Here is an 18,342-nt window from a genome sequence, read left to right on the forward strand (position 1 = left end):
CTTATTTAGAATAAAAAAGCTCTACTAATAGTAGAGCTTTTTGCTTTTAGATGGCTTATATCAGTAACAAATTTCGTTAAACCTTCGACGCTTTATAAATCTCATCAATAGAAGCATCAATCGTATCAGCAAACTCTTTATCACTTTGCTGTTTGCTCAAGCCTTCGGTAAAAGCACGTGAGAAACTGGCAATCATACCTGGATTCTCTTCAAGTTTATCGCACGCATCATGACGGCTATAGCCACCAGACAGTGCAACTACCTTGAGCACTTTTGGATGATCAATCAGTTCTTGATAAAAGCCAGCCTCTTCAGGTAGGGTGAGCTTTAGCATCACTTGATGGTCATCGCTTAGACGCTCAAGGTTACGTAGGATATCCGCTTTGAGCAGTAGTTCACACTCATGCTTTTTAGCACTATTGATATCTACTTCTGGCTCTACAATTGGCATGAGACCTTTTGAAAGGATTTGTTTGGCAACGTCAAACTGCTGCTGCACCACCAGCTCAATACCATCGACATTAGGCTCATAAATCACTGAGCGCATTTTAGTACCGAACACTGGATACTTTTTGGCTTTATCTAATAAGGCATCCAAATCTGGCATGGGACGCATGACTTGCACGCCACTCATTTGTTCTGCTAAGCCTTTATCTACTTTCAAAAATGGGACAATATTTTTATCTTCCCATAGAAAGTTAGCCGTTGGCTTACCATTGACTTCGCGATCCATCGTATCTTCAAATAAAATCGCACCAAGGACGCGCTCATTATCAAAAGTATCACAGGTCATGATACGCGCACGCATTTCATGTACCAAATCAAACATGGCTTCGTCATTATCGTATTCATCGCCGCTCACGCCATAGTTCTCAAGCGCTTTGGGCGTACTACCGCCACTTTGGTCAAGTGCAGCGATAAAGCCTGAATCGTTTTTTATGCGTTGTAATTGCTTTTGGTATTCCATTAAGTGTTCATCCTATACTTATTAATAAGGGTCAGTTTTTATTGTGATACGTTGTACATTAGATGTTGTATATTAGATGAGTTATAAGCGTTTATACGTCATCGAATCATAAACAACTTTACCACACACCATGCTTTGTGCCTATATTCAGTCAGTTAAGAATAAGCACCTTCCTAGAACAATTGTTGGTATTTTGTAGACCATCACTAGGAGTTAGTATATATACCGCGAGAAGAATATACAAACTGAACCGTTAATTGACGAGCAAATATCGTGTCATCAGCTACTTTTTTTCATTGATTATGCTATTGCAACATCCAACTCAATGGCAGTTAAGCGCATAAAAACTATTTAAGCCAAAAACAGAACCGCCACACAGCTCACTGCGAGTACTATCCCAAGCATGTTTATACGATTAAGCTGCTCTTTGAATACGCCTACACCAATGATAGTCGCCACCGCGATGACACCGACGTTCATTCCCGTAAATACGATACTTGGCGACTCAGACAAAACCTGATGAGCACGCACATACGCATAGATATTACCCATGTTGAGTGCACCAAGTAGCAGCCCTGCTATCAGAGCATTACCCTGCCAACGCACGCGAGTGATGAGCAAGTAGATAAACAAGAGCAGTCCTGCCATCCCAAAACTGACAAATAAAGTCAGCGGAAACGCAGCTCCTTGCTTGGCAACTTGTTTAAATAAAATATCAATAACGCCATAGCCTGCCCATACCCCAAATAGCCATAATGGAGTTCGTAGTGTACGGTTAGGAGTAGTAGCTTTTTTACTAATGTCTTGAGTGCTAACTGCTTGTTGCGGACGGTAGATTAAAGCCGCAAGTGCCAAGAAACCCAGTCCTAACCCCAATATTCGCGTTCCTGTTAGTACTTCACCGAATAGCATAAATGCCGCGATGATAGGAATAATCAGCGATAAACGCTGCGCGGCATCGGTTGCGACCATACCGACCGCCTCAATCGCTCGTCCAAGGATCACAAAGACGGCAGGTAATAAGATGCCAAGTGCAATGATAATACCCCACGCATTGCCCAAAGTACCAATACTGCTAACATCTGGCTTTAATAATAACCAAGTGAGCAAAAAAGCCACAGGATAACCTGCCACGATGGTTTGACGAATGTCTATATTCTTCTGACGCAATACTTTTAATAGTACAGAGACAGCGACGCTGCAAAGCACCGCAATCGTTAAATATATCATTAGCTTCTACCTTATTAAGCCGCAAGTTTGCGTGTTTATTATTCATATAATTTGATTGAGGACACGCCCTAGTGTTGGCGCTATCATCAGTGCAAAATAAAATTGATCTCAAGCAAATAAAATAAAACTATAGAATGTAACAATATATTTCCCATATGGCAATCTATTTATAACCGCTCAAAATATTGGTTCGTACAAAGTGTCTACTGCGTTCAAATTACAATTAGCATGCAGGTGTGATTGCTAAGTTTTGCTAAACTAGCGTGCTGTTGCACCCCTATAAATAATGGCTCAAGAAGCCTGTCACTTTTAATGATGCCAGTCATCTTGATGTATTTCTATTGCCTATGAATGCTCTATTTCGCTTTTTTGAAAACCGCCTGCCAGCCTTTCCTGAATCCCCTATGCCGCTGCCCTCACCCCGTGATGGACTGCTGAGGTTTCTGTGGGCCTGTACCAAAGGTCTGCGTGGCTGGCTCCTGCTGTTTATGATTTTATCCGCAGGTATTGGAATATACGAGGCGATGCTGTTTGCGTGGATTGGTGACATAGTCGACTGGCTTGGCATCTATACACCGCAAAATCTATGGACAGAAAAAGGGGATATGTTGCTGCTGATGTTTGCAGTGATGCTTGTCAGTCCATTTTGGATTGCCTTATCATCGTTTATCCACTTTCAGACCCTACAGGGCGTGTTCCCAATGCAAATGCGTTGGCGCTTCCATCAGCGCATGCTTGGGCAATCGATGCAGTTTTATCAAGATGAGTTCTCTGGTCGTGTCTCTGCTAAGGTGATGCAAACAGCGCTTGCCGTGCGCGATACTGTGATGACCGTCACTGATATGTTCATGTATGTCACGGTTTACTTTATTACCACTGGTGTCATTTTATTTAATTTAGACAGCCTATTATTAATACCCTTTATCGCTTGGTTTGTCTTGGTTGGCCTGACCATGTGGTTCTTTATTCCTAGGCTCAAACGTACCGCAATCGTCCAAGCGGACGCCCGCGCCTTGATGGTTGGGCGTATCACCGATGCCTACGCCAATATCATGACGGTCAAGCTATTCAGCCACTCACGCCGTGAGCTTGGTTATGCCAAAAACGCCATGGGGCAGTTTTTGGGAACGGTGCATGCGCAAATGCGCTGGGTCAGTTATTTAGAAGTATCAACCCACCTTATTAGCGTTATTTTGGTCAGTAGCACGGCGGGTATTGGTCTGTACTTGTGGCAACAAGGCGCCGTTGGCGTCGGCGCGATTGCCGCAGCCACGGCTATGGCGTTACGTCTAAACGGCCTAACGCGCTGGATTATGTGGCAAACCGCCAGTCTTTTTGAAAGCATCGGTACGGTGCAAGATGGCATGCGTACCTTATCTGCGCCGCAAACCATCATTGATAAGCCCAATGCGCCAGCACTCAACGTCACTGATGGTCATATTGTGTTTGACCATGTTGATTTTAGTTATGAAGGCGAAGAAAACACCGACGTCGAAGGTGAGCGTGTTGACGAGATTGAGACTGCCGCCACCGCGCTGAACGCTTCACAAATCAAACTATTAGATAACTTTTATTTGGATATCAAACCAGGTGAGAAGATTGGTTTGGTCGGGCGCTCAGGGGCTGGTAAGTCAACTTTGGTAAATTTACTATTACGCTTCTTTGATGTCGATAAAGGTAAAATACTGATAGATGGACAAGCCATCGATGAGGTCACCCAAGAGTCCTTGCGCGGGCAAATTGGTATGGTCACCCAAGATACCTCACTGCTCCATCGTACCGTGCGTGAAAACATCGCTTATGGCCGCCCTGACGCTAGTGACGAAGAAATCATCCATGCGGCCAAACAAGCGCAGGCATGGGACTTTATCAAAGATCTATACGACGACAAAGGCAACACTGGCCTTGATACACAAGTGGGTGAACGCGGAGTCAAACTCTCTGGTGGTCAACGTCAACGCATCGCCATCTCCCGTGTTATGCTAAAAAACGCCCCGATTTTATTGTTGGATGAAGCCACTAGCGCACTTGACTCTGAGATTGAGTTTGCGATTACCGAAAGTCTCAATGACATCATGACTGGCAAGACCGTGATTGCCATTGCCCATCGCCTCTCTACCATTGCTGCTCTAGACAGACTGGTAGTGATGGATAAAGGTCATATCATTGAGCAAGGTAGTCATGATGAGCTATTAGCAATAGATGGTGTTTATGCGCGCTTGTGGCAGCGTCAAAGTGGTGGCTTCTTAGGTGAAGACAGTTAGTTAATGTAGATTAAAAGGTAGTATTATTCTCATGGAAGCATATGCAAAAAGCATCAGTATTAACGACCAGCAAGCACGCTACTATGATCTAAGCTCGCTCAATAAGTTAGAAGCAACCCTCAATGATCAGCGCCCTTCAGCACATTTCTATGGTGGTAATGGTTTCACAGTCGGCACTTATGAGCCGTTATTGACAGAGCTGACAGCAGGGTTTGATCTTAGCTCTTTGGCGATGCGTGGCTACTGGTACGATGAACCGGCCAATAAAGTGATGACCCGTGAGCAAGATGCCGCTATGCTGATTGAATATCTAGAGAAAACCCAAGACCAGCCCATTGTAGGTATTGGCCACTCGCAAGGCGCAAGCGCGACGGTGATGGCCGCTGCACAGCGTCCTGAATTATTTTCACAGTTATACCTTATTGATCCTGTGACCTTTACCAAGCCGCAGACACTGTTATATAGCCGTATTCCTCGGCGACTACTGATGACTCAAGAGCCATTTAAGAGCACGCGTAAAAAACAGCGCCACTGGACGAGTATCGATGATTACTATCAATACTTGCGTCAGCATCGGGCTTTTAAACGCATCAGCGATGAGCATCTAACCACCTTTGCAAATAACAGCTTAGTCAAAACAGATGACGGTCGCTATACTTTATTATTTAAACCTGAACATGAGCTAGCCAGTTATTTTGGCACACCTTATATCACCAGCGCCCTAAAAAACCTGAACAAAAATAACGTACCCTACACGCTGATACTCGCAAAGCCTTCTGTATTCAATAGTGATAAAGTGCGCAAAAGCTGGCAAGGTGTAGTGCCTGAAAAGCACATCATCACCTTGCCTGAGTACGGTCATCTATTACCCATGGAAGCACCTGAATTATGCGCTCAAATCATTCATGAGCACCATCAGAGTGGCAAACAAGCCAAGTCATGACTGACCTCTTTGCTCACACGCCAACTGAAAACCTATTGCCATACGACGGTAAGGTAAATAATTTAGGCGTGATTACTGAGCATTCTGATGCTCTCTATGAAACATTATTAACCGAGCTACCTTGGCAACCTGATATCGTGACATTGTTTGGTAAGACTCATAGCACCAGTCGTCAAATCGTTTGGATGGGTGATAAAGGCACCAGCTATCACTATTCTGGTCATACTCGCCAAAGCGTTCCATGGTCTGATGTAGTGTTTCATGTGAAACAACATATTGAAAAGCATCTTGCAGAGCTAGGAATCATGGCTGAGTTTAACTCGTGCTTGCTAAACTATTATCCTTCGGGTAGTGAAGGTATGGGCTATCATGCGGATGATGAAAAAGAGCTCGGCTCTCAGCCTGTTATAGCCTCGCTCTCCTTGGGCGCTACGCGTAAATTTGTCTTCAAACACAAAAAAACTCAAGATAAAGTCGAGCTTCATCTTGAGTCTGGTCAGCTTATCGTCATGCACGGTGATACGCAAAAATTTTGGAAACACACCATCACTAAGACCAAAAAGGTCGATGACGGTCGTATTAGTCTGACCTTTCGTCGTATGCTATCGGTTTGATCAAATTTAGCTTAGCCTACTTCCAATACAATCTTGCCAAAAGCATCGCCTTTTTGTAGCTCACTGTGGGCAGCAACCACCTCTGACAGTGGATAGCTCTGCTGTACCTTTAGCACCAGCTTACCATCAGCCAACTGTTGTAAAACTCGCTGCATATCCTCACCATTAGGCTTGACTGCATAGCCGTCGACGCTTAGGTCTTGCGAGCTTCCTGCTTCTTTTAGCTTGTCAACCCAAATGGTTGGCAGTACATTGATACGGCCACCCGACTTGAGTACGCTCAGCGCTCTGACACCCGCCTCATCTCCGACCAGATCTAGCAGTACATCCGCTTGCAGGTCAGGGAAGGCATCGTCTTTTGTATAGTCAATCCAACCTGCTAGCTTATCGACATCGACCAGCTCTGACAGCTTGTCATACTTCTCAGGTGAGCAGATAACGGTTACTTTGATATCGTCTTGTGTCACCTTATCCATGAGTAGCTGGATAACGAGATGACCTACTCCGCCTGCTGGTGCATTCATCACCACATGCTCGCTTTTTTTGATGTCTGCGAACTCTACAAACTGTAGCGCGGTCTGTCCCACACACGGCAAGGCACCTGCAGCTTTTAATGACACCGACTCTGGGACTTTGGCGAGCAGCTTTGCGTCTACTGCCACATACTCAGCATAACAACCACCGCCAAAGCTTAATGCAGCCACTTTATCCCCAACAGCGAACTTATCGCTGTTACTACTAACTACCTCGCCTGCCACATCAAAACCTAAAATGGCTGGCTCGTCATTATCGAATTTTGCTTGACGGATATTGTCCGCACCCCAACCTTTACCTTGGCGCGTTTTGTAGTCAACGGGGTTAATACCTGCATATGCGACTTTTATGAGTACTTGTTCATCGTTAAGCTCAGGAATCGCAACACCCTCTTGATAGCTCATGACATCAGGTTCACCAAACTCACGAATGAGCACGGCATGTTGAGTGGTTGGTAGTTGTCGGTTATTAGTAGATTGAGACATGTAATATATCCTTATATTATTTAGGGTCTGTTGATTATAGATGGCTGTTTAAGATTTATATCTTATACCATTTCCAAAATTAGAGTAACGCGGAGAATTTGTGCAAGTACTACATCTAGTAGGCTTAGCAAGTTTGACAAAGTTAATCGTACTTTTTGGGTTTGGTATTACATAGATATGAGTATGTCGCTAACAGACAATAGACTTTACAGTAAACCCAACTCAGCACTCAGAGGCAGATGATCAGACAGCTTCGACCACGGCTTGCCAGTATGTACCCAAGCATCCTTGACCGAAAGATTGCGTACATAGATACGATCCAAGCTTAATACAGGCAGTTTTGCTGGAAAAGTCGGCAATAGTTGACCATGACAATGCTTAAAGGCTTCTATCATCCCAAGATCACTTGCTAGCTTATCACACGATAGCTTTTTCCAATCATTGAAGTCGCCTGCCAGAATCAGTGGCTGCTCTGGGCTAATGACATTGCGCACATAATCACTAATCGCCTGATATTGCTTGATGCGATCACGCTCAAACAGATTTAGATGGGCGCAGAGCACGACCACTGGCATCTCCCAACCCGGCGGCTGAACCTCACAGTGCAATACACCGCGCTGCTCTAGTCTATTAACCGTTATATTGACATTGTGTTTGGGATCTAGTGGGAAGCGGCTCAGTACCGCATTACCATGGTGTCCGTTTTCATATTCTGAGTTTTTGCCATAACTGTTTTGCAGCTGCAGATATTCTCCAAACCACTCATGCTGAGATTGGTCAGGATACTCATTATATTGTAAGTTGCGCTTTAGATGCTGTCCTTGCACTTCTTGCAGGCACAGTATGTCTGGAGCTACTATTTCGAGCGCCTGCGCAATACCTTGCATTTTGACCTGTCGGTTTAGCGGCGACATCCCTTTATGGATGTTATAACTGGTCAAGATAAAAGAGTCTTTTTTATTCATAGATTTGGCGTTCATAAAGTAGAGGGTTAAAGGCAGATACTCATAGCAGTATAGTATAAAACCTGCTTATTATCTTACCCACCATCATAGACCATCGCTATGCTAAACATGTAGCAAATAACATAATGCCTAAAAAACAATGTTTAAAAACAAGGCATTTTCGTATTATAGGATAACTGCTCACTTAACAAACGGCAAATTTACCTACTTCCAATCTAAAAAAATAACTCATAAAAAAAGCACTGACTCATAATGAATCAATGCTTTTATTTTTGCTATTCCGTACTAATAAGTTTTGAGTTAATAATTAGTAACGCGTTACCAGAGCAAGGGGTTGGTCTTCGCTCATGATATCTTGCGGCATAAAGACTACTTCGCCACCATTATGCATCACGTGCTCGATGATCTCGCCAACCGCATCATCAGTAACGCCTTCTGCGGCTGCATCATCAGCGATCATGAGTGTCTGCGCTTTTTCGTCAATCTTGGCAGGTTGCATGTAACCGCGACGTAAGTATAACGTCTCACCAGCCCCTTGATAGGCAGCACGGTAAACTTCTTGCAAATCAGTGCGTAACATCTCTGCGCCGCGAGCCTTGTCTATTTCACCAAGTGCCGCTTCATGCAATGAAGAACGATAGCTTTCGACGGCTTCTTGTACGCCATCAACGATGTGCTGGGCACTACCATCTTCGAGGTTTGTGACATTCGATACAGAAGCAATAATATTCTCTGGACGATCACAAACTTCTTTGTAGTAGCTAATATTACGAGCATCACCAACAATCACTAGTGGCATTTTATGCTCGCCCCACAGCTCTTGTACACTCTTATCAATACGATTGAAGTACTCTTTTAGATAGCTGTTTTCGTTGTTGGCTGAACGATCAGAGCCACCATCACCTGTCTTATATAAACTATTGTTTTCGATAGGAAATGGAATGCTCTCCATGTTCTTTTGCGCATCATCATCTTTGTCAAACTCTTTGACTACACGATCGTTAGACGCTTCAATCAAACGTGCATGATCACGACCAAGCACCACAGTGTAATAATGGACGGCACTCGCCATATCACGTACCAGATCACGGGTTGCAAAACGCTCACCGATAATGACCCGTTCTTTGGCATCTAGAGGTAAACGCAGTACTTGTACATCATCAGTACTAGCAAAGATAGCTAAGGTATCTAGGTTGTAGTTATGATTCAGATCATTAGTCTTTGCATGAATCTTATCTAAGATAGTCGTCGCTGTAGCTTTATCGTATTCATTTGTCAGACGCTCTTCGACCACTTTTAGTTGGTTTTTAAGGGCGATAGGGTCAGTCTCATTAGCAGGATGAGCGCGGTGGGTTTTTACAAAGACGCTGACAGCTGGGTTGGCTTTGGTCTCACGTAAACTCTTAAGCGTTGCTTTCATAGATAGTACTCCTAATTTTATTATCTTTGGATTTTAGGGAAGTCATCATCAATTAAAATAACACATACAAGATGTCTCATACCCTTCAATCATGTATTTATTTGTGATTTATTATCTTTATAGATAGCCAGTGTTTTGGTTAGTCATTATTGTTGATAAACACTTTTATTGAGATACAATTATTAAAAATATTGTTTACGATAGTTTCTTAGATGTAGATTTTTAAGCAGCTTTAGCCATTCTCTTGTACCTTTAATACCATCATAACAAGTTTACCTTACTCACTGTAGGGGTATTTTGCAAGTAAATGATGACTCTTTGTAAGTGACGCGATAATAGTGTCTTTCTAGTGTCTTTCTTTTGCTGAGGCGACTCCCTACATACTTATTAACAAACACAGTAAGATAAACGAGAAAGCGACTCCACCAGTCTCTGGGTTGTATTTCTATCATGCCATACCCATCTTTTAGATAACCTCGTTTAAAGTATTAAAGCTATAACTAGAACAAAAGCCATTTAACTCACTCTATAAATAAAGCAAACGCTTAAAAAATCAACTATTACACAATTTTAGATAATAGATATTTTATAACTGTACACTTATTACCATTGGATACCCATATGACTGCACTTGATTCAAATTTACACCTTGTTGACTTTACCGCTACAGAGCCAAACGATTTGAAGGTAAAAGTCAATCAAGACATCGATCAGGCCAACGCCTTTTTAGATGAGCTAACATTATCTGAAGATACAAAAACATCAGATATGGGCACTCAGCAAGCGTTAGACGATGTGATTGCCTTTGACCATATCAATCTGGCGTTGGATCGCAGCTGGGGTATTTTGTCGCATTTGAATAGTGTGATGAGTAATGATGAGATTCGTCATGTACATCACGAGCTGCTACCTAAACTCTCAGCCTATGGCACGCGTGTCGGTCAGCACCAACCGCTATTCAGTCGTTATCAAGCCATCGTCAATGACAAAAACTTTTTTGCAGCGCTTGAACCTGCGCGCGCACGTGCTATTGAGTTGGCACTGCAAAGCTTTGAGCTATCAGGGGTGGCGTTACCTAAAGCCGAGCAAGACACCTTTGCTGAGATTCAAAGTAAGCTCTCAACCTTATCGGCAACCTTCTCTGACCATATTTTAGATGCCACGCAAGCGTTTGCCCTACCCTTAAAGTCCGATCAACTGGCGGGTTTGACTGAAAGTGGACTTGCACTTCTGGCAGATGCGGGCAAGCAATATAAAGCTCGAGAGCTTGCTAACGGTACACTCACACAAGCTGAGATTGATGCACTACCAACGCCTTATTATGTCGCAAGTTTGAATATCCCCGTATATCTAGCAGTGATGACCCATGCAGATGACCGCCAGCTACGCGAGACTCTATACCGCGCCTATGTCACCCGCGCTTCAGAGTTTGATACTCATACCAATGCCAAAGGTGAGTCGCTCAATAACGCTGACATCATGAGTCAGATCCTGCAGTTGCGTGAACAAAAAGCACATCTACTAGGCTTTAAGAATTATGCTGAAGTGTCTCTATCAACCAAAATGGCAGACAGCGTATCCGAGGTTGAAGCGTTTTTGCGCAGTTTAGCCGCCAAAGCGACACCTACTGCCAAAGAGGATTTGGCACAGCTACAAGAGTGTGCCCGTGATTATGGCATTACCGAGCTGCAGCCATGGGACAGTGCTTATATTGCCGAAAAAGTAAAACAAAATAAGTTCAGCTTATCGCAAGAAGCCATTCGTCCTTACTTCCCATTACCAAAAGTCATCGACGGCCTTTTTGACATTGTCGAACGTCTCTATGGTATTAAGGTTCGCGAACAAAATGATGAAGCAGCTGCCACGAATAAAGCCCAAACAGTGTCACGCTGGCATGATGATGTCCGTTTTTACCAACTGTTTGATGCAAACGATACATTGCTCGGTGGTTTTTACTTTGATTTATTTGCGCGTAGCGGCAAGCGTGGCGGCGCGTGGATGAGCGGTTTCCAAGCGCGCTATCGTCATGACGAATCAAACTATCAGCAACTGCCAGTCTGCTTTATGGTGGGTAACTTTACGCCAGCATTAGACGGTAAGCCAAGCTTGCTGACACATGATGAAGTATTAACCTTGTTTCATGAGTTCGGTCATGGTCTGCATCATTTACTCACTCAAGTGACTGTCGGTGATGTCGCTGGTGTCAATGGCGTTGAGTGGGATGCAGTCGAGTTACCCAGTCAATTTATGGAGAACTGGGCATGGGAGAGCGATGGCATTGCACTCATTAGCAGTCATGTCGAGACGGGTGAGCCTCTACCAAAAGCCAAACTTGATGCCTTGCTTGCCGCTAAAAACTTTCAAAGTGGCATGCAGACACTGCGTCAAATTGAGTTTGCGCTGTTTGACTTACTCATTCATGCTCACACGCCAGCGCTTGATTATGAAGGCATTCTCGACACGCTAAATACAGTACGCAGTGATATCGCTATTATGGAAACGCCAGATTACAACCGTTTTGCGAATGGTTTTAGTCATATTTTTGCTGGTGGCTATGCGGCAGGTTATTACTCCTATAAGTGGGCGGAGCTGTTGTCTGCAGATGCCTTTAGTAAGTTTGAAGAAGACGGTATCTTTAACCCCATCACTGGTAAAGCCTTCCGCGATACCATTTTATCGGTTGGCGGCAGCTTACCGGCAAAAACTAACTTTGAGAATTTCCGCGGCCGTAGTGCCAGTATCGATGCTCTGCTGCGTCACAGTGGCTTTAGCGACATAATAAGCGCTGAGGCAGCTAACACCCCATCAAATCGCGAGGTCAGCTAATGCGTTATCAGTCCAACCGTCCGAAACGGCAGTTTTTGGCTGGCGTACGCTGTCCAAAATGCCAGGCCTTAGATGCAGTCGTACAGATAACTGTGGTCACGCCTGAGCCTGATGAGTACATTGAGTGTACTCAGTGCGACCACAGCGAACGCCGCCCTGATCCTGACGCGATCAGTGCCAAAAACCATCTCGAAGATCAGCTTACTCGGGATGCAATGACCACAGGTACCAGCGGCACTGTGAAGTTTAAAACGTAGTCAGCTCTATTCGTACCGCGGATAATTTCTATACTATAGTCTCAGAACGACCACTAACCTATCAACAGATAGGTTTTTGTTGTGGGGTTTGCTATAGTATAGAACCTTGTTTCCAACCTATATTGGCCATGGTATGTCTTCCAAAAAACCCCGTCCTATTTTGACCAAAACCTCGAAGTCCGAGTCAGCAGGCGTTGGCTCAAAAGGGCTAATTGCCCTAATAATTTTATTACTAATAATCGTGATTGGTTACTTTGTTTGGCCACGTCCGCTGCCGAGCTCACCAGCAACGACAGAAGAGACACCAACGGAAACTCAGCAAACTCAAGCTGCACAGTCTGCTGCCATGACAGAGAATACAGACACCATCGGTGATACCAACAGTATTGACAGTAGCGTTGTAGTCGATGATGGTAGCGACATGATTGACTTGCAGCTTCCTGAGGCTGCAGCTATTTTAAATGCGCCATTGCCAGAAACCGATAGCCTAGCCAAAGAAGAGATTGATCGCTTAGAGGATGAGCGTAAACGCTTAGCCGAACAAGAAAAACTGGCAGCTGAACAAATCGCTATGAATAAACAGCTAACGGATATGAAAGCTGAGCAAATCGCCTTGCTTGAGCAGCAAATTGCTCAGCTTGAAGCAAGCAAACAAGCTGAAGCTAACGCTGAGTGATGCCATGCTATCAAAAGGAGTATGTACGATGGCAACTGTAGAGCTTACCCATACTCCTATATTGAATAGCAGTGCGCAAATACTGGTGTTGCCAGTAAACACAGCAGGCATCCTCTTAGATCCTGTGCTCATGCGCACAAAAACTTTATTCCCTGACAACCATCAGCGCTATTATCGCGCCTGTCGTGATAATAGCTTAAAAGTCGGCAGCTGCTTACTGCACAAACGTACACTTGAGCACGCCGGTCTTGGTATCAGCAGTAATGGCAACCAACCCAGTTATATTGCTAATCTTGTCACATCTGACCACCCTTATCACCCAACGCGAGCTCGTTGGCTAAACGCCTCATTGATTGATTTGCAGCAACAGCTCATGCCTCTTATACGCTATCAAGGCATCCGCAGGGTTGCACTACTGGCACGCCCTCTCATTTCTTACCATACCCTACAAGCTGATGCGACCGATGCTCTCGACTCATCAAACTCAGTGCCCTTAGATTGGCATGCTGACACCCTGCCCTTGCTGACTCGGCAACTACAAGATCTCCCTAAGCTTCGAATAGATATTCATCTGCCCAATAGCATCTCTTCTTACACCCACTAAACCTTCTATTCAAATGTTTTTTCCTGTAGGTCTTAATAGGTATATTTATGTCGACACATTGACTAAAAAATCACTTCGGCCTAGTATCGAGTATGAAGATTATCGAGCGTAGATATCTCTTACTTAGAACTTCAAACAGGATAATCAATTATGTCAAACAACACTTCAAACAATAAAAGCACTAAGAAAGAAAATGATGCGGTGACAGCGGTAGAGGTCGTAAAAGACGATACCGTCGTGTACGAAGACGGTGATTTTGACGATTATAACGCTGATCATAACTATGATACCGATGACTCTAGCAAAGAACATGAATCTAAAAAAGATAATAAATCTAACAAAGACGACAAGTCCGATAAAGATAGTAAATCTGATCAAAAAAAAGATGAAGACGCTAACAAAAAAGATAAGTCAGAACAAGACGATGCATCTGGTATGACGATGGCTGGTATGTTCCAGTGGGCGTCCAAGCTTAGAGAAGACTTTATGTCCGAAGCTACGGGCATTACTAATGGTGTCACAGAAAAAGCCGCGGCGATGACTCTGCAAAGGTTGATAGCTGTGGTAGATATGGAGCTGGCAGCCTTTGACAAGAGTGTCGAAGTCGCCAAAAAGCTCATAGCCAACGTAGAAGAAGAACGCGCTAAGATTGTTAGCAGAAAAGAAAAGTATCAAGGTATGATTGATAAACTAGATCAGGAATAGAAAATCTCACCAACTAGTTTGTAGTGTCATTAATCCAATGTTAGACGTTTGAAGTAAGCGTTTGGCATTGGATTTTTTATTGCCTCTAATCCGAAAAAACAGACCAGCCCGTTTGTTCTACTAGCAGCTCTAATGCTTTTAGCCCCAGTTTGGAGTTGCCTACAGGATCAAGTCCTGGCGACCAAACCGCGATAGATCCTTTACCCGGCGCTATCGTCAAAATACCGCCACCTACCCCACTTTTACCTGGCAAGCCGACACGATAGGCAAACTCTCCAGAGCCATCGTAATGACCGCACATCATCATCAGCGAGTTAATACGCCTAGACCGCTGTGGATTGATGACCCTGATCCCTGTATGTTGATTGACACCATTAGATACTAAAAATAGGCCGGCACGGGCTAATTGCTGGCAATTCATCGCAATCGAACATTGATGAAAATAAACACCTAATACTTTATCCACATCGTGCTTGAGATGACCAAAGGATTTCATAAAGTGTGCTAACGCTGCGTTTCGGTCTCTATGCTCCATTTCCGATGCAGCCACTTTATGGTCAAAACGGATTGATTCATCGTCTGCCACAAAGTGCACAAATTGCAGAATCTCCCCCAGTATTTCTCTTGGCTCATGCCCCATCATAATCGCATCTACCACTGCAATCGCCCCAGCATTGATAAAGGGGTTTCGCGGTCGACCAGATTCATACTCCAGTATGGTGATGGAGTTAAAGGGGTCGCCAGATGGCTCACGACCAACGTGTGTCCAAAGCGCATTCCCTAACTTGCCAAGGGCGATGGTTAAGGTAAACACTTTGGAGATACTTTGTATGGAAAACAGAGTGCTCGCATCCCCTGCTGCATATACCTGCCCATCAGGTGTGGCGACGGCAATACCAAACTGGTTTGGGTCTATATGAGCCAGTTGCGGGATGTAATCCGCCACTTTTCCACGCTCGGTTTCAAGAGCCATCTGGGCGGCAATGTCGTCTAGAATCTGCTGCATAATAGTGGTGTAACCGTAGTTCTACTGCGTTGTTGGGTAATAATGAGTTTAACTGAATGCATGGGATAGAGATAGAGTAGGAAATATTTTGTTTATCGCTTTGATATTCCACTGTGAATAAAGAGATCTTATAAATAATAACGATTAAAATTCTTATGTTTTGTTATTATTTATTGTTTATTAAGTATTTTTTGGTGGTTCCTATGGGGTTATAGTTATTACAGAACTATCAACCAATAACCAAGTTTTTAATAAACCATTCCCATACCGCATCTACAGCAGGTCGTGACACCGATGTGAGTTTACGAATAAGGTAGTAATCAGGCTCAACGGTTAAATCTAATTCACTGACTTGTACCAAACGCCCCGCAGACAAATCCGCTTGCACGAAAGCCTGACAAGCAATCGCAACCCCTTGTCCTGCCAAAGCAGCATCTAAAGCCAGCGCAGTTTGGTTAAATACGGCGCCTGGCAGCTTATCTGTCGTGCTAAGAAAACGTGGCCAATGACTATGTGAATCATGCAGTAATGGCATCGCTTTTAATTGCTTGAGTGACATAGGAAGCGTGATATCAGCGACAAAGTAAGGGTTAGCAACGGCTACCAGTTTTTGTTTGAACAATAACTGCGTATCAAAAGAGATAGGAAATGGTGGACGGGTAAGCCGTACCGCTATATCTACCTGATCACGGTCGAAATCTGCAATAGATTCAGTAGCGACAGTACGTAAGTCAACGTCAGGAATAGCGGTGGATAGGGCTGAAAGATTGGGCAGTAACAGCTTAGTAGCAAACGTAGGTGTCACACTAATGGTCACCGCCTGAGGTTCTTTGAGTATTTGAGTGGTGGCTTTTTTTAAAATCTCAAACGCTCGTGTGACTTCTGCAAAGTAGATTGCGCCTTGACTGGTAAGAGCAACTCCCTTTGGCAGCCTTTGAAACAGAGCAAACCCCATGTACTCTTCTAATATACGTATTTGCTGAGCGACCGCTCCTTGGGTCACAAACAGCTCATCGGCAGCCGCACGAAAATTCAAATGACGCCCCGCCGCTTCAAATGCACGTAATGCATTCAAAGAGGGTAAAGCACGATGAGCATTTAGCACAACCACCTCTTAGACAATAGATTTTCTACAGTCTAGCATCTTTTAATATCATGCGAGATATCTGCAACCATTAGTTATGATAGATAAACCAATCACTGATGGAGAAAATCATGACTAAAGAAAAAGTTGCGCTTATTATGGCAGGTGGCTCAGGTATGGGTGCGGCGGCAGCTCGTAAGCTTGCTCAGGACGGTTATAAGGTGGCTATCTTATCGTCCTCAGGCAGAGGTGAAGCATTAGCAAAAGAGCTAGGCGGTGTCGGTGTCACGGGTTCTAACTTGGTAGATGCTGATGTACAGCGCTTAGTTGACTTAGCAATGGAGAAATGGGGCCGTATTGATGCACTGGTGAATTCTGCTGGTCACGGTCCACGTGCGCCTATTTTAGAGATCACCGATGAGGACTGGCATCAAGGTATGGAGGTTTATTTTCTCAGTGCGGTTCGTCCGATTCGCCTCGTTACTCCGATCATGGTGACACAAGGCAGTGGCGCTATTGTCAATATTTCCACGACTTGGGTATCAGAGCCGACAGCAACTTTCCCAACCTCGACAGCGTTTCGAGCCAGTCTGGGTGCTTTTACTAAGATTTTCTCCGATGATTATGCGTCACAAGGCATTCGCATTAATAATGTTTTACCTGGTTGGATCGATAGCTTACCTGAAGTTGATGAGCGCCGCGATCAGGTACCAATGCAACGTTATGGGGAAGCTGAGGAGGTCGCTGCAACGATTGCCTTTTTATTATCAGAGAGCGCTGGATATATTACGGGCCAGAGCATACGCGTGGATGGCGGTGTGACGCACTCTGTTTGATAAAGGGTAGTGCTATGTTTAGAGCCTATACAGCGCTAATATTACTTGGTGTGATTTGGGGGTCCAACTTCATTTTTATGAAGTGGGCTACCGCTTTAATAACGCCTTCTCAAACTGTGTTTCTACGAGTGTTGTTTGGGTTTATACCTTTAGCGTTAATCGCATGGCGTAGTAAGGTCATTACTCGGGAGCAACTTGCATATTTACCGCATTTGATCGTTATGTCTGTGCTCGCAACGTCCTTTTATTATTATGGGTTTATTGCTGGTACTGCATTGTTACCCAGTAGTATCGCGGGGTTATTAAGTGGCTCAATACCGATATTTACTTTTGTAGGGGCAGCGATTTTTTTGCCAGATGAGAAACCTACCAAACAGATGGCGCTAGGGGTTGCCTTAGGATTTGCTGGTATCGCATTAAGTGCATGTCCATGGCAAGGCAGCATGAATATATCCCTTATAGGTGTTTTATGGATGCTTGCTGGTTCTTTGAGTGTTGGCGCATCATTCGTATACGTACGTCGTTTTTTATCGCATCTAAAGCTACCGCCATTGGCATTAGCCACGTGGCAGACTGGTATTGCGGTGATGACGCTTGCCGTGCTCATTGATTTTGATGGTATTACTCATATAGCGACAGATGCCCAAGCACTGTGGGGAACTGTACTAGGACTTGGTATATTAGGAACGGGCGCCGCTTTTTTAATTTACTACTTTATCATCGAGACTTTAGGCTCTGTGCGTGCCGCTGGTGCGACGTACATTGCGCCTATTGTTGCTGTAGTCATTGGTGCAATCATAGGAGAGTCTATTACTTATGTAGAAATTATCGCCTTACTACTTATTTTGTGTGGCGTGCTGCTCATTCAGACAGGCAGAAAGAAAGTAGCGCCAGTCAATAAAACATAGGTTAACGATTAGAGTGTC

General features: G+C 44.3%; 17 protein-coding genes. 10 read left to right on the plus strand and 7 right to left on the minus strand.

From position 1 onward, the window contains the following. Positions 1 to 76: 76 nt before the first annotated feature. Both JMY01_RS12395 and JMY01_RS12400 read right to left on the minus strand, forming a co-directional pair. Positions 77 to 967, minus strand: coding sequence for a fructose bisphosphate aldolase (locus JMY01_RS12395; RefSeq protein ID WP_201576245.1), 891 nt, complete (start codon positions 965 to 967; stop codon positions 77 to 79). Positions 968 to 1,318: 351 nt separating this feature from the next. Further along, positions 1,319 to 2,197 carry an EamA/RhaT family transporter gene (locus tag JMY01_RS12400; RefSeq protein WP_201576248.1) on the minus strand — a complete coding sequence of 293 codons (879 nt, stop codon included), beginning with the start codon at positions 2,195 to 2,197 and terminating at the stop codon, positions 1,319 to 1,321. 347 nt (positions 2,198 to 2,544) lie between these two features. Between JMY01_RS12400 and JMY01_RS12405 the strand changes: the two genes are divergently transcribed. From JMY01_RS12405 to JMY01_RS12415, 3 genes are read left to right on the plus strand one after another with little or no spacing between them, the layout of a single operon-like run. Next, entirely contained in the window at positions 2,545 to 4,461 is a 1,917-nt protein-coding gene (locus JMY01_RS12405; protein WP_201576251.1) for an ABC transporter ATP-binding protein, read from the plus strand. Positions 4,462 to 4,492: 31 nt separating this feature from the next. Further along, positions 4,493 to 5,404 carry an alpha/beta fold hydrolase gene (locus tag JMY01_RS12410; RefSeq protein WP_201576253.1) on the plus strand — a complete coding sequence of 304 codons (912 nt, stop codon included), beginning with the start codon at positions 4,493 to 4,495 and terminating at the stop codon, positions 5,402 to 5,404. Further along, entirely contained in the window at positions 5,401 to 6,018 is a 618-nt protein-coding gene (locus JMY01_RS12415) for an alpha-ketoglutarate-dependent dioxygenase AlkB (RefSeq protein WP_201576255.1), read from the plus strand. The genes JMY01_RS12410 and JMY01_RS12415 overlap by 4 nt, the downstream gene beginning before the upstream one ends. Before the next feature lie 11 nt (positions 6,019 to 6,029). Here JMY01_RS12415 and JMY01_RS12420 read toward each other — a convergent pair whose 3' ends face one another. From JMY01_RS12420 to JMY01_RS12430, 3 genes are all read right to left on the minus strand, one after another. After that, positions 6,030 to 7,037: an NADP-dependent oxidoreductase gene (locus JMY01_RS12420; RefSeq protein WP_201576257.1), complete on the minus strand. Its 1,008-nt coding sequence runs from the start codon at positions 7,035 to 7,037 to the stop codon at positions 6,030 to 6,032. 206 nt (positions 7,038 to 7,243) lie between these two features. Further along, positions 7,244 to 8,002, minus strand: coding sequence for an endonuclease/exonuclease/phosphatase family protein (locus JMY01_RS12425; RefSeq protein WP_201576259.1), 759 nt, complete (start codon positions 8,000 to 8,002; stop codon positions 7,244 to 7,246). A 307-nt stretch (positions 8,003 to 8,309) separates the two neighbouring features. After that, entirely contained in the window at positions 8,310 to 9,422 is a 1,113-nt protein-coding gene (locus tag JMY01_RS12430; protein ID WP_201576261.1) for a hypothetical protein, read from the minus strand. A gap of 621 nt (positions 9,423 to 10,043) precedes the next feature. Here JMY01_RS12430 and JMY01_RS12435 point away from each other — a divergent pair. The 5 genes from JMY01_RS12435 (at position 10,044) to JMY01_RS12455 (ending at position 14,490) form a co-directional block, all read left to right on the plus strand. Next, the gene (locus tag JMY01_RS12435; protein WP_201576263.1) at positions 10,044 to 12,248 is read left to right on the plus strand and encodes a M3 family metallopeptidase; all 2,205 of its coding nucleotides are present in this window, start codon (positions 10,044 to 10,046) and stop codon (positions 12,246 to 12,248) included. Beyond that, complete coding sequence (locus JMY01_RS12440) at positions 12,248 to 12,505, plus strand: YheV family putative metal-binding protein (RefSeq protein WP_201576265.1); 258 nt, start codon at positions 12,248 to 12,250, stop codon at positions 12,503 to 12,505. Before JMY01_RS12435 ends, JMY01_RS12440 begins: the two co-directional genes overlap by 1 nt. 133 nt (positions 12,506 to 12,638) lie before the next feature. Further along, positions 12,639 to 13,181: a hypothetical protein gene (locus tag JMY01_RS12445; RefSeq protein ID WP_201576267.1), complete on the plus strand. Its 543-nt coding sequence runs from the start codon at positions 12,639 to 12,641 to the stop codon at positions 13,179 to 13,181. A gap of 28 nt (positions 13,182 to 13,209) precedes the next feature. Then, entirely contained in the window at positions 13,210 to 13,785 is a 576-nt protein-coding gene (locus tag JMY01_RS12450; protein ID WP_201576270.1) for a hypothetical protein, read from the plus strand. 150 nt (positions 13,786 to 13,935) lie between these two features. Further along, positions 13,936 to 14,490 (plus strand): hypothetical protein, encoded by a 555-nt coding sequence (locus JMY01_RS12455; protein ID WP_201576273.1) that lies wholly within the window; start codon positions 13,936 to 13,938, stop codon positions 14,488 to 14,490. An 85-nt stretch (positions 14,491 to 14,575) separates the two neighbouring features. Here JMY01_RS12455 and JMY01_RS12460 read toward each other — a convergent pair whose 3' ends face one another. Next, positions 14,576 to 15,496, minus strand: a complete 921-nt coding sequence (locus JMY01_RS12460) for a glutaminase (RefSeq protein WP_201576276.1) — start codon at positions 15,494 to 15,496, stop codon at positions 14,576 to 14,578. Between the two features lie 229 nt (positions 15,497 to 15,725). After that, complete coding sequence (locus JMY01_RS12465; RefSeq protein WP_227677915.1) at positions 15,726 to 16,601, minus strand: LysR substrate-binding domain-containing protein; 876 nt, start codon at positions 16,599 to 16,601, stop codon at positions 15,726 to 15,728. Between the two features lie 110 nt (positions 16,602 to 16,711). Here JMY01_RS12465 and JMY01_RS12470 point away from each other — a divergent pair, with 110 nt between their 5' ends. Together JMY01_RS12470 and JMY01_RS12475 are read left to right on the plus strand one after the other, a co-directional pair. After that, positions 16,712 to 17,416, plus strand: a complete 705-nt coding sequence (locus tag JMY01_RS12470; protein WP_201576282.1) for an SDR family oxidoreductase — start codon at positions 16,712 to 16,714, stop codon at positions 17,414 to 17,416. A 14-nt stretch (positions 17,417 to 17,430) separates the two neighbouring features. After that, positions 17,431 to 18,324, plus strand: a complete 894-nt coding sequence (locus tag JMY01_RS12475) for a DMT family transporter (RefSeq protein ID WP_201576284.1) — start codon at positions 17,431 to 17,433, stop codon at positions 18,322 to 18,324. Positions 18,325 to 18,342: the final 18 nt, after the last annotated feature.

This window comes from Psychrobacter sp. H8-1 (genome assembly GCF_904846575.1).
Classification (GTDB): domain Bacteria; phylum Pseudomonadota; class Gammaproteobacteria; order Pseudomonadales; family Moraxellaceae; genus Psychrobacter; species Psychrobacter fulvigenes.

Coding starts and splice junctions, on each gene's coding strand:
- JMY01_RS12415 (WP_201576255.1), top strand. CDS start 5,401: ATGACTGACCTCTTTGCTCACACGCCAACTGAAAACCTATTGCCATAC.
- JMY01_RS12430 (WP_201576261.1), bottom strand. CDS start 9,422: ATGAAAGCAACGCTTAAGAGTTTACGTGAGACCAAAGCCAACCCAGCT.
- JMY01_RS12440 (WP_201576265.1), top strand. CDS start 12,248: ATGCGTTATCAGTCCAACCGTCCGAAACGGCAGTTTTTGGCTGGCGTA.
- JMY01_RS12475 (WP_201576284.1), top strand. CDS start 17,431: ATGTTTAGAGCCTATACAGCGCTAATATTACTTGGTGTGATTTGGGGG.
- JMY01_RS12425 (WP_201576259.1), bottom strand. CDS start 8,002: ATGAATAAAAAAGACTCTTTTATCTTGACCAGTTATAACATCCATAAA.
- JMY01_RS12395 (WP_201576245.1), bottom strand. CDS start 967: ATGGAATACCAAAAGCAATTACAACGCATAAAAAACGATTCAGGCTTT.
- JMY01_RS12410 (WP_201576253.1), top strand. CDS start 4,493: ATGGAAGCATATGCAAAAAGCATCAGTATTAACGACCAGCAAGCACGC.
- JMY01_RS12445 (WP_201576267.1), top strand. CDS start 12,639: ATGTCTTCCAAAAAACCCCGTCCTATTTTGACCAAAACCTCGAAGTCC.
- JMY01_RS12435 (WP_201576263.1), top strand. CDS start 10,044: ATGACTGCACTTGATTCAAATTTACACCTTGTTGACTTTACCGCTACA.
- JMY01_RS12450 (WP_201576270.1), top strand. CDS start 13,210: ATGGCAACTGTAGAGCTTACCCATACTCCTATATTGAATAGCAGTGCG.
- JMY01_RS12460 (WP_201576276.1), bottom strand. CDS start 15,496: ATGCAGCAGATTCTAGACGACATTGCCGCCCAGATGGCTCTTGAAACC.
- JMY01_RS12400 (WP_201576248.1), bottom strand. CDS start 2,197: ATGATATATTTAACGATTGCGGTGCTTTGCAGCGTCGCTGTCTCTGTA.
- JMY01_RS12455 (WP_201576273.1), top strand. CDS start 13,936: ATGTCAAACAACACTTCAAACAATAAAAGCACTAAGAAAGAAAATGAT.
- JMY01_RS12420 (WP_201576257.1), bottom strand. CDS start 7,037: ATGTCTCAATCTACTAATAACCGACAACTACCAACCACTCAACATGCC.
- JMY01_RS12405 (WP_201576251.1), top strand. CDS start 2,545: ATGAATGCTCTATTTCGCTTTTTTGAAAACCGCCTGCCAGCCTTTCCT.
- JMY01_RS12470 (WP_201576282.1), top strand. CDS start 16,712: ATGACTAAAGAAAAAGTTGCGCTTATTATGGCAGGTGGCTCAGGTATG.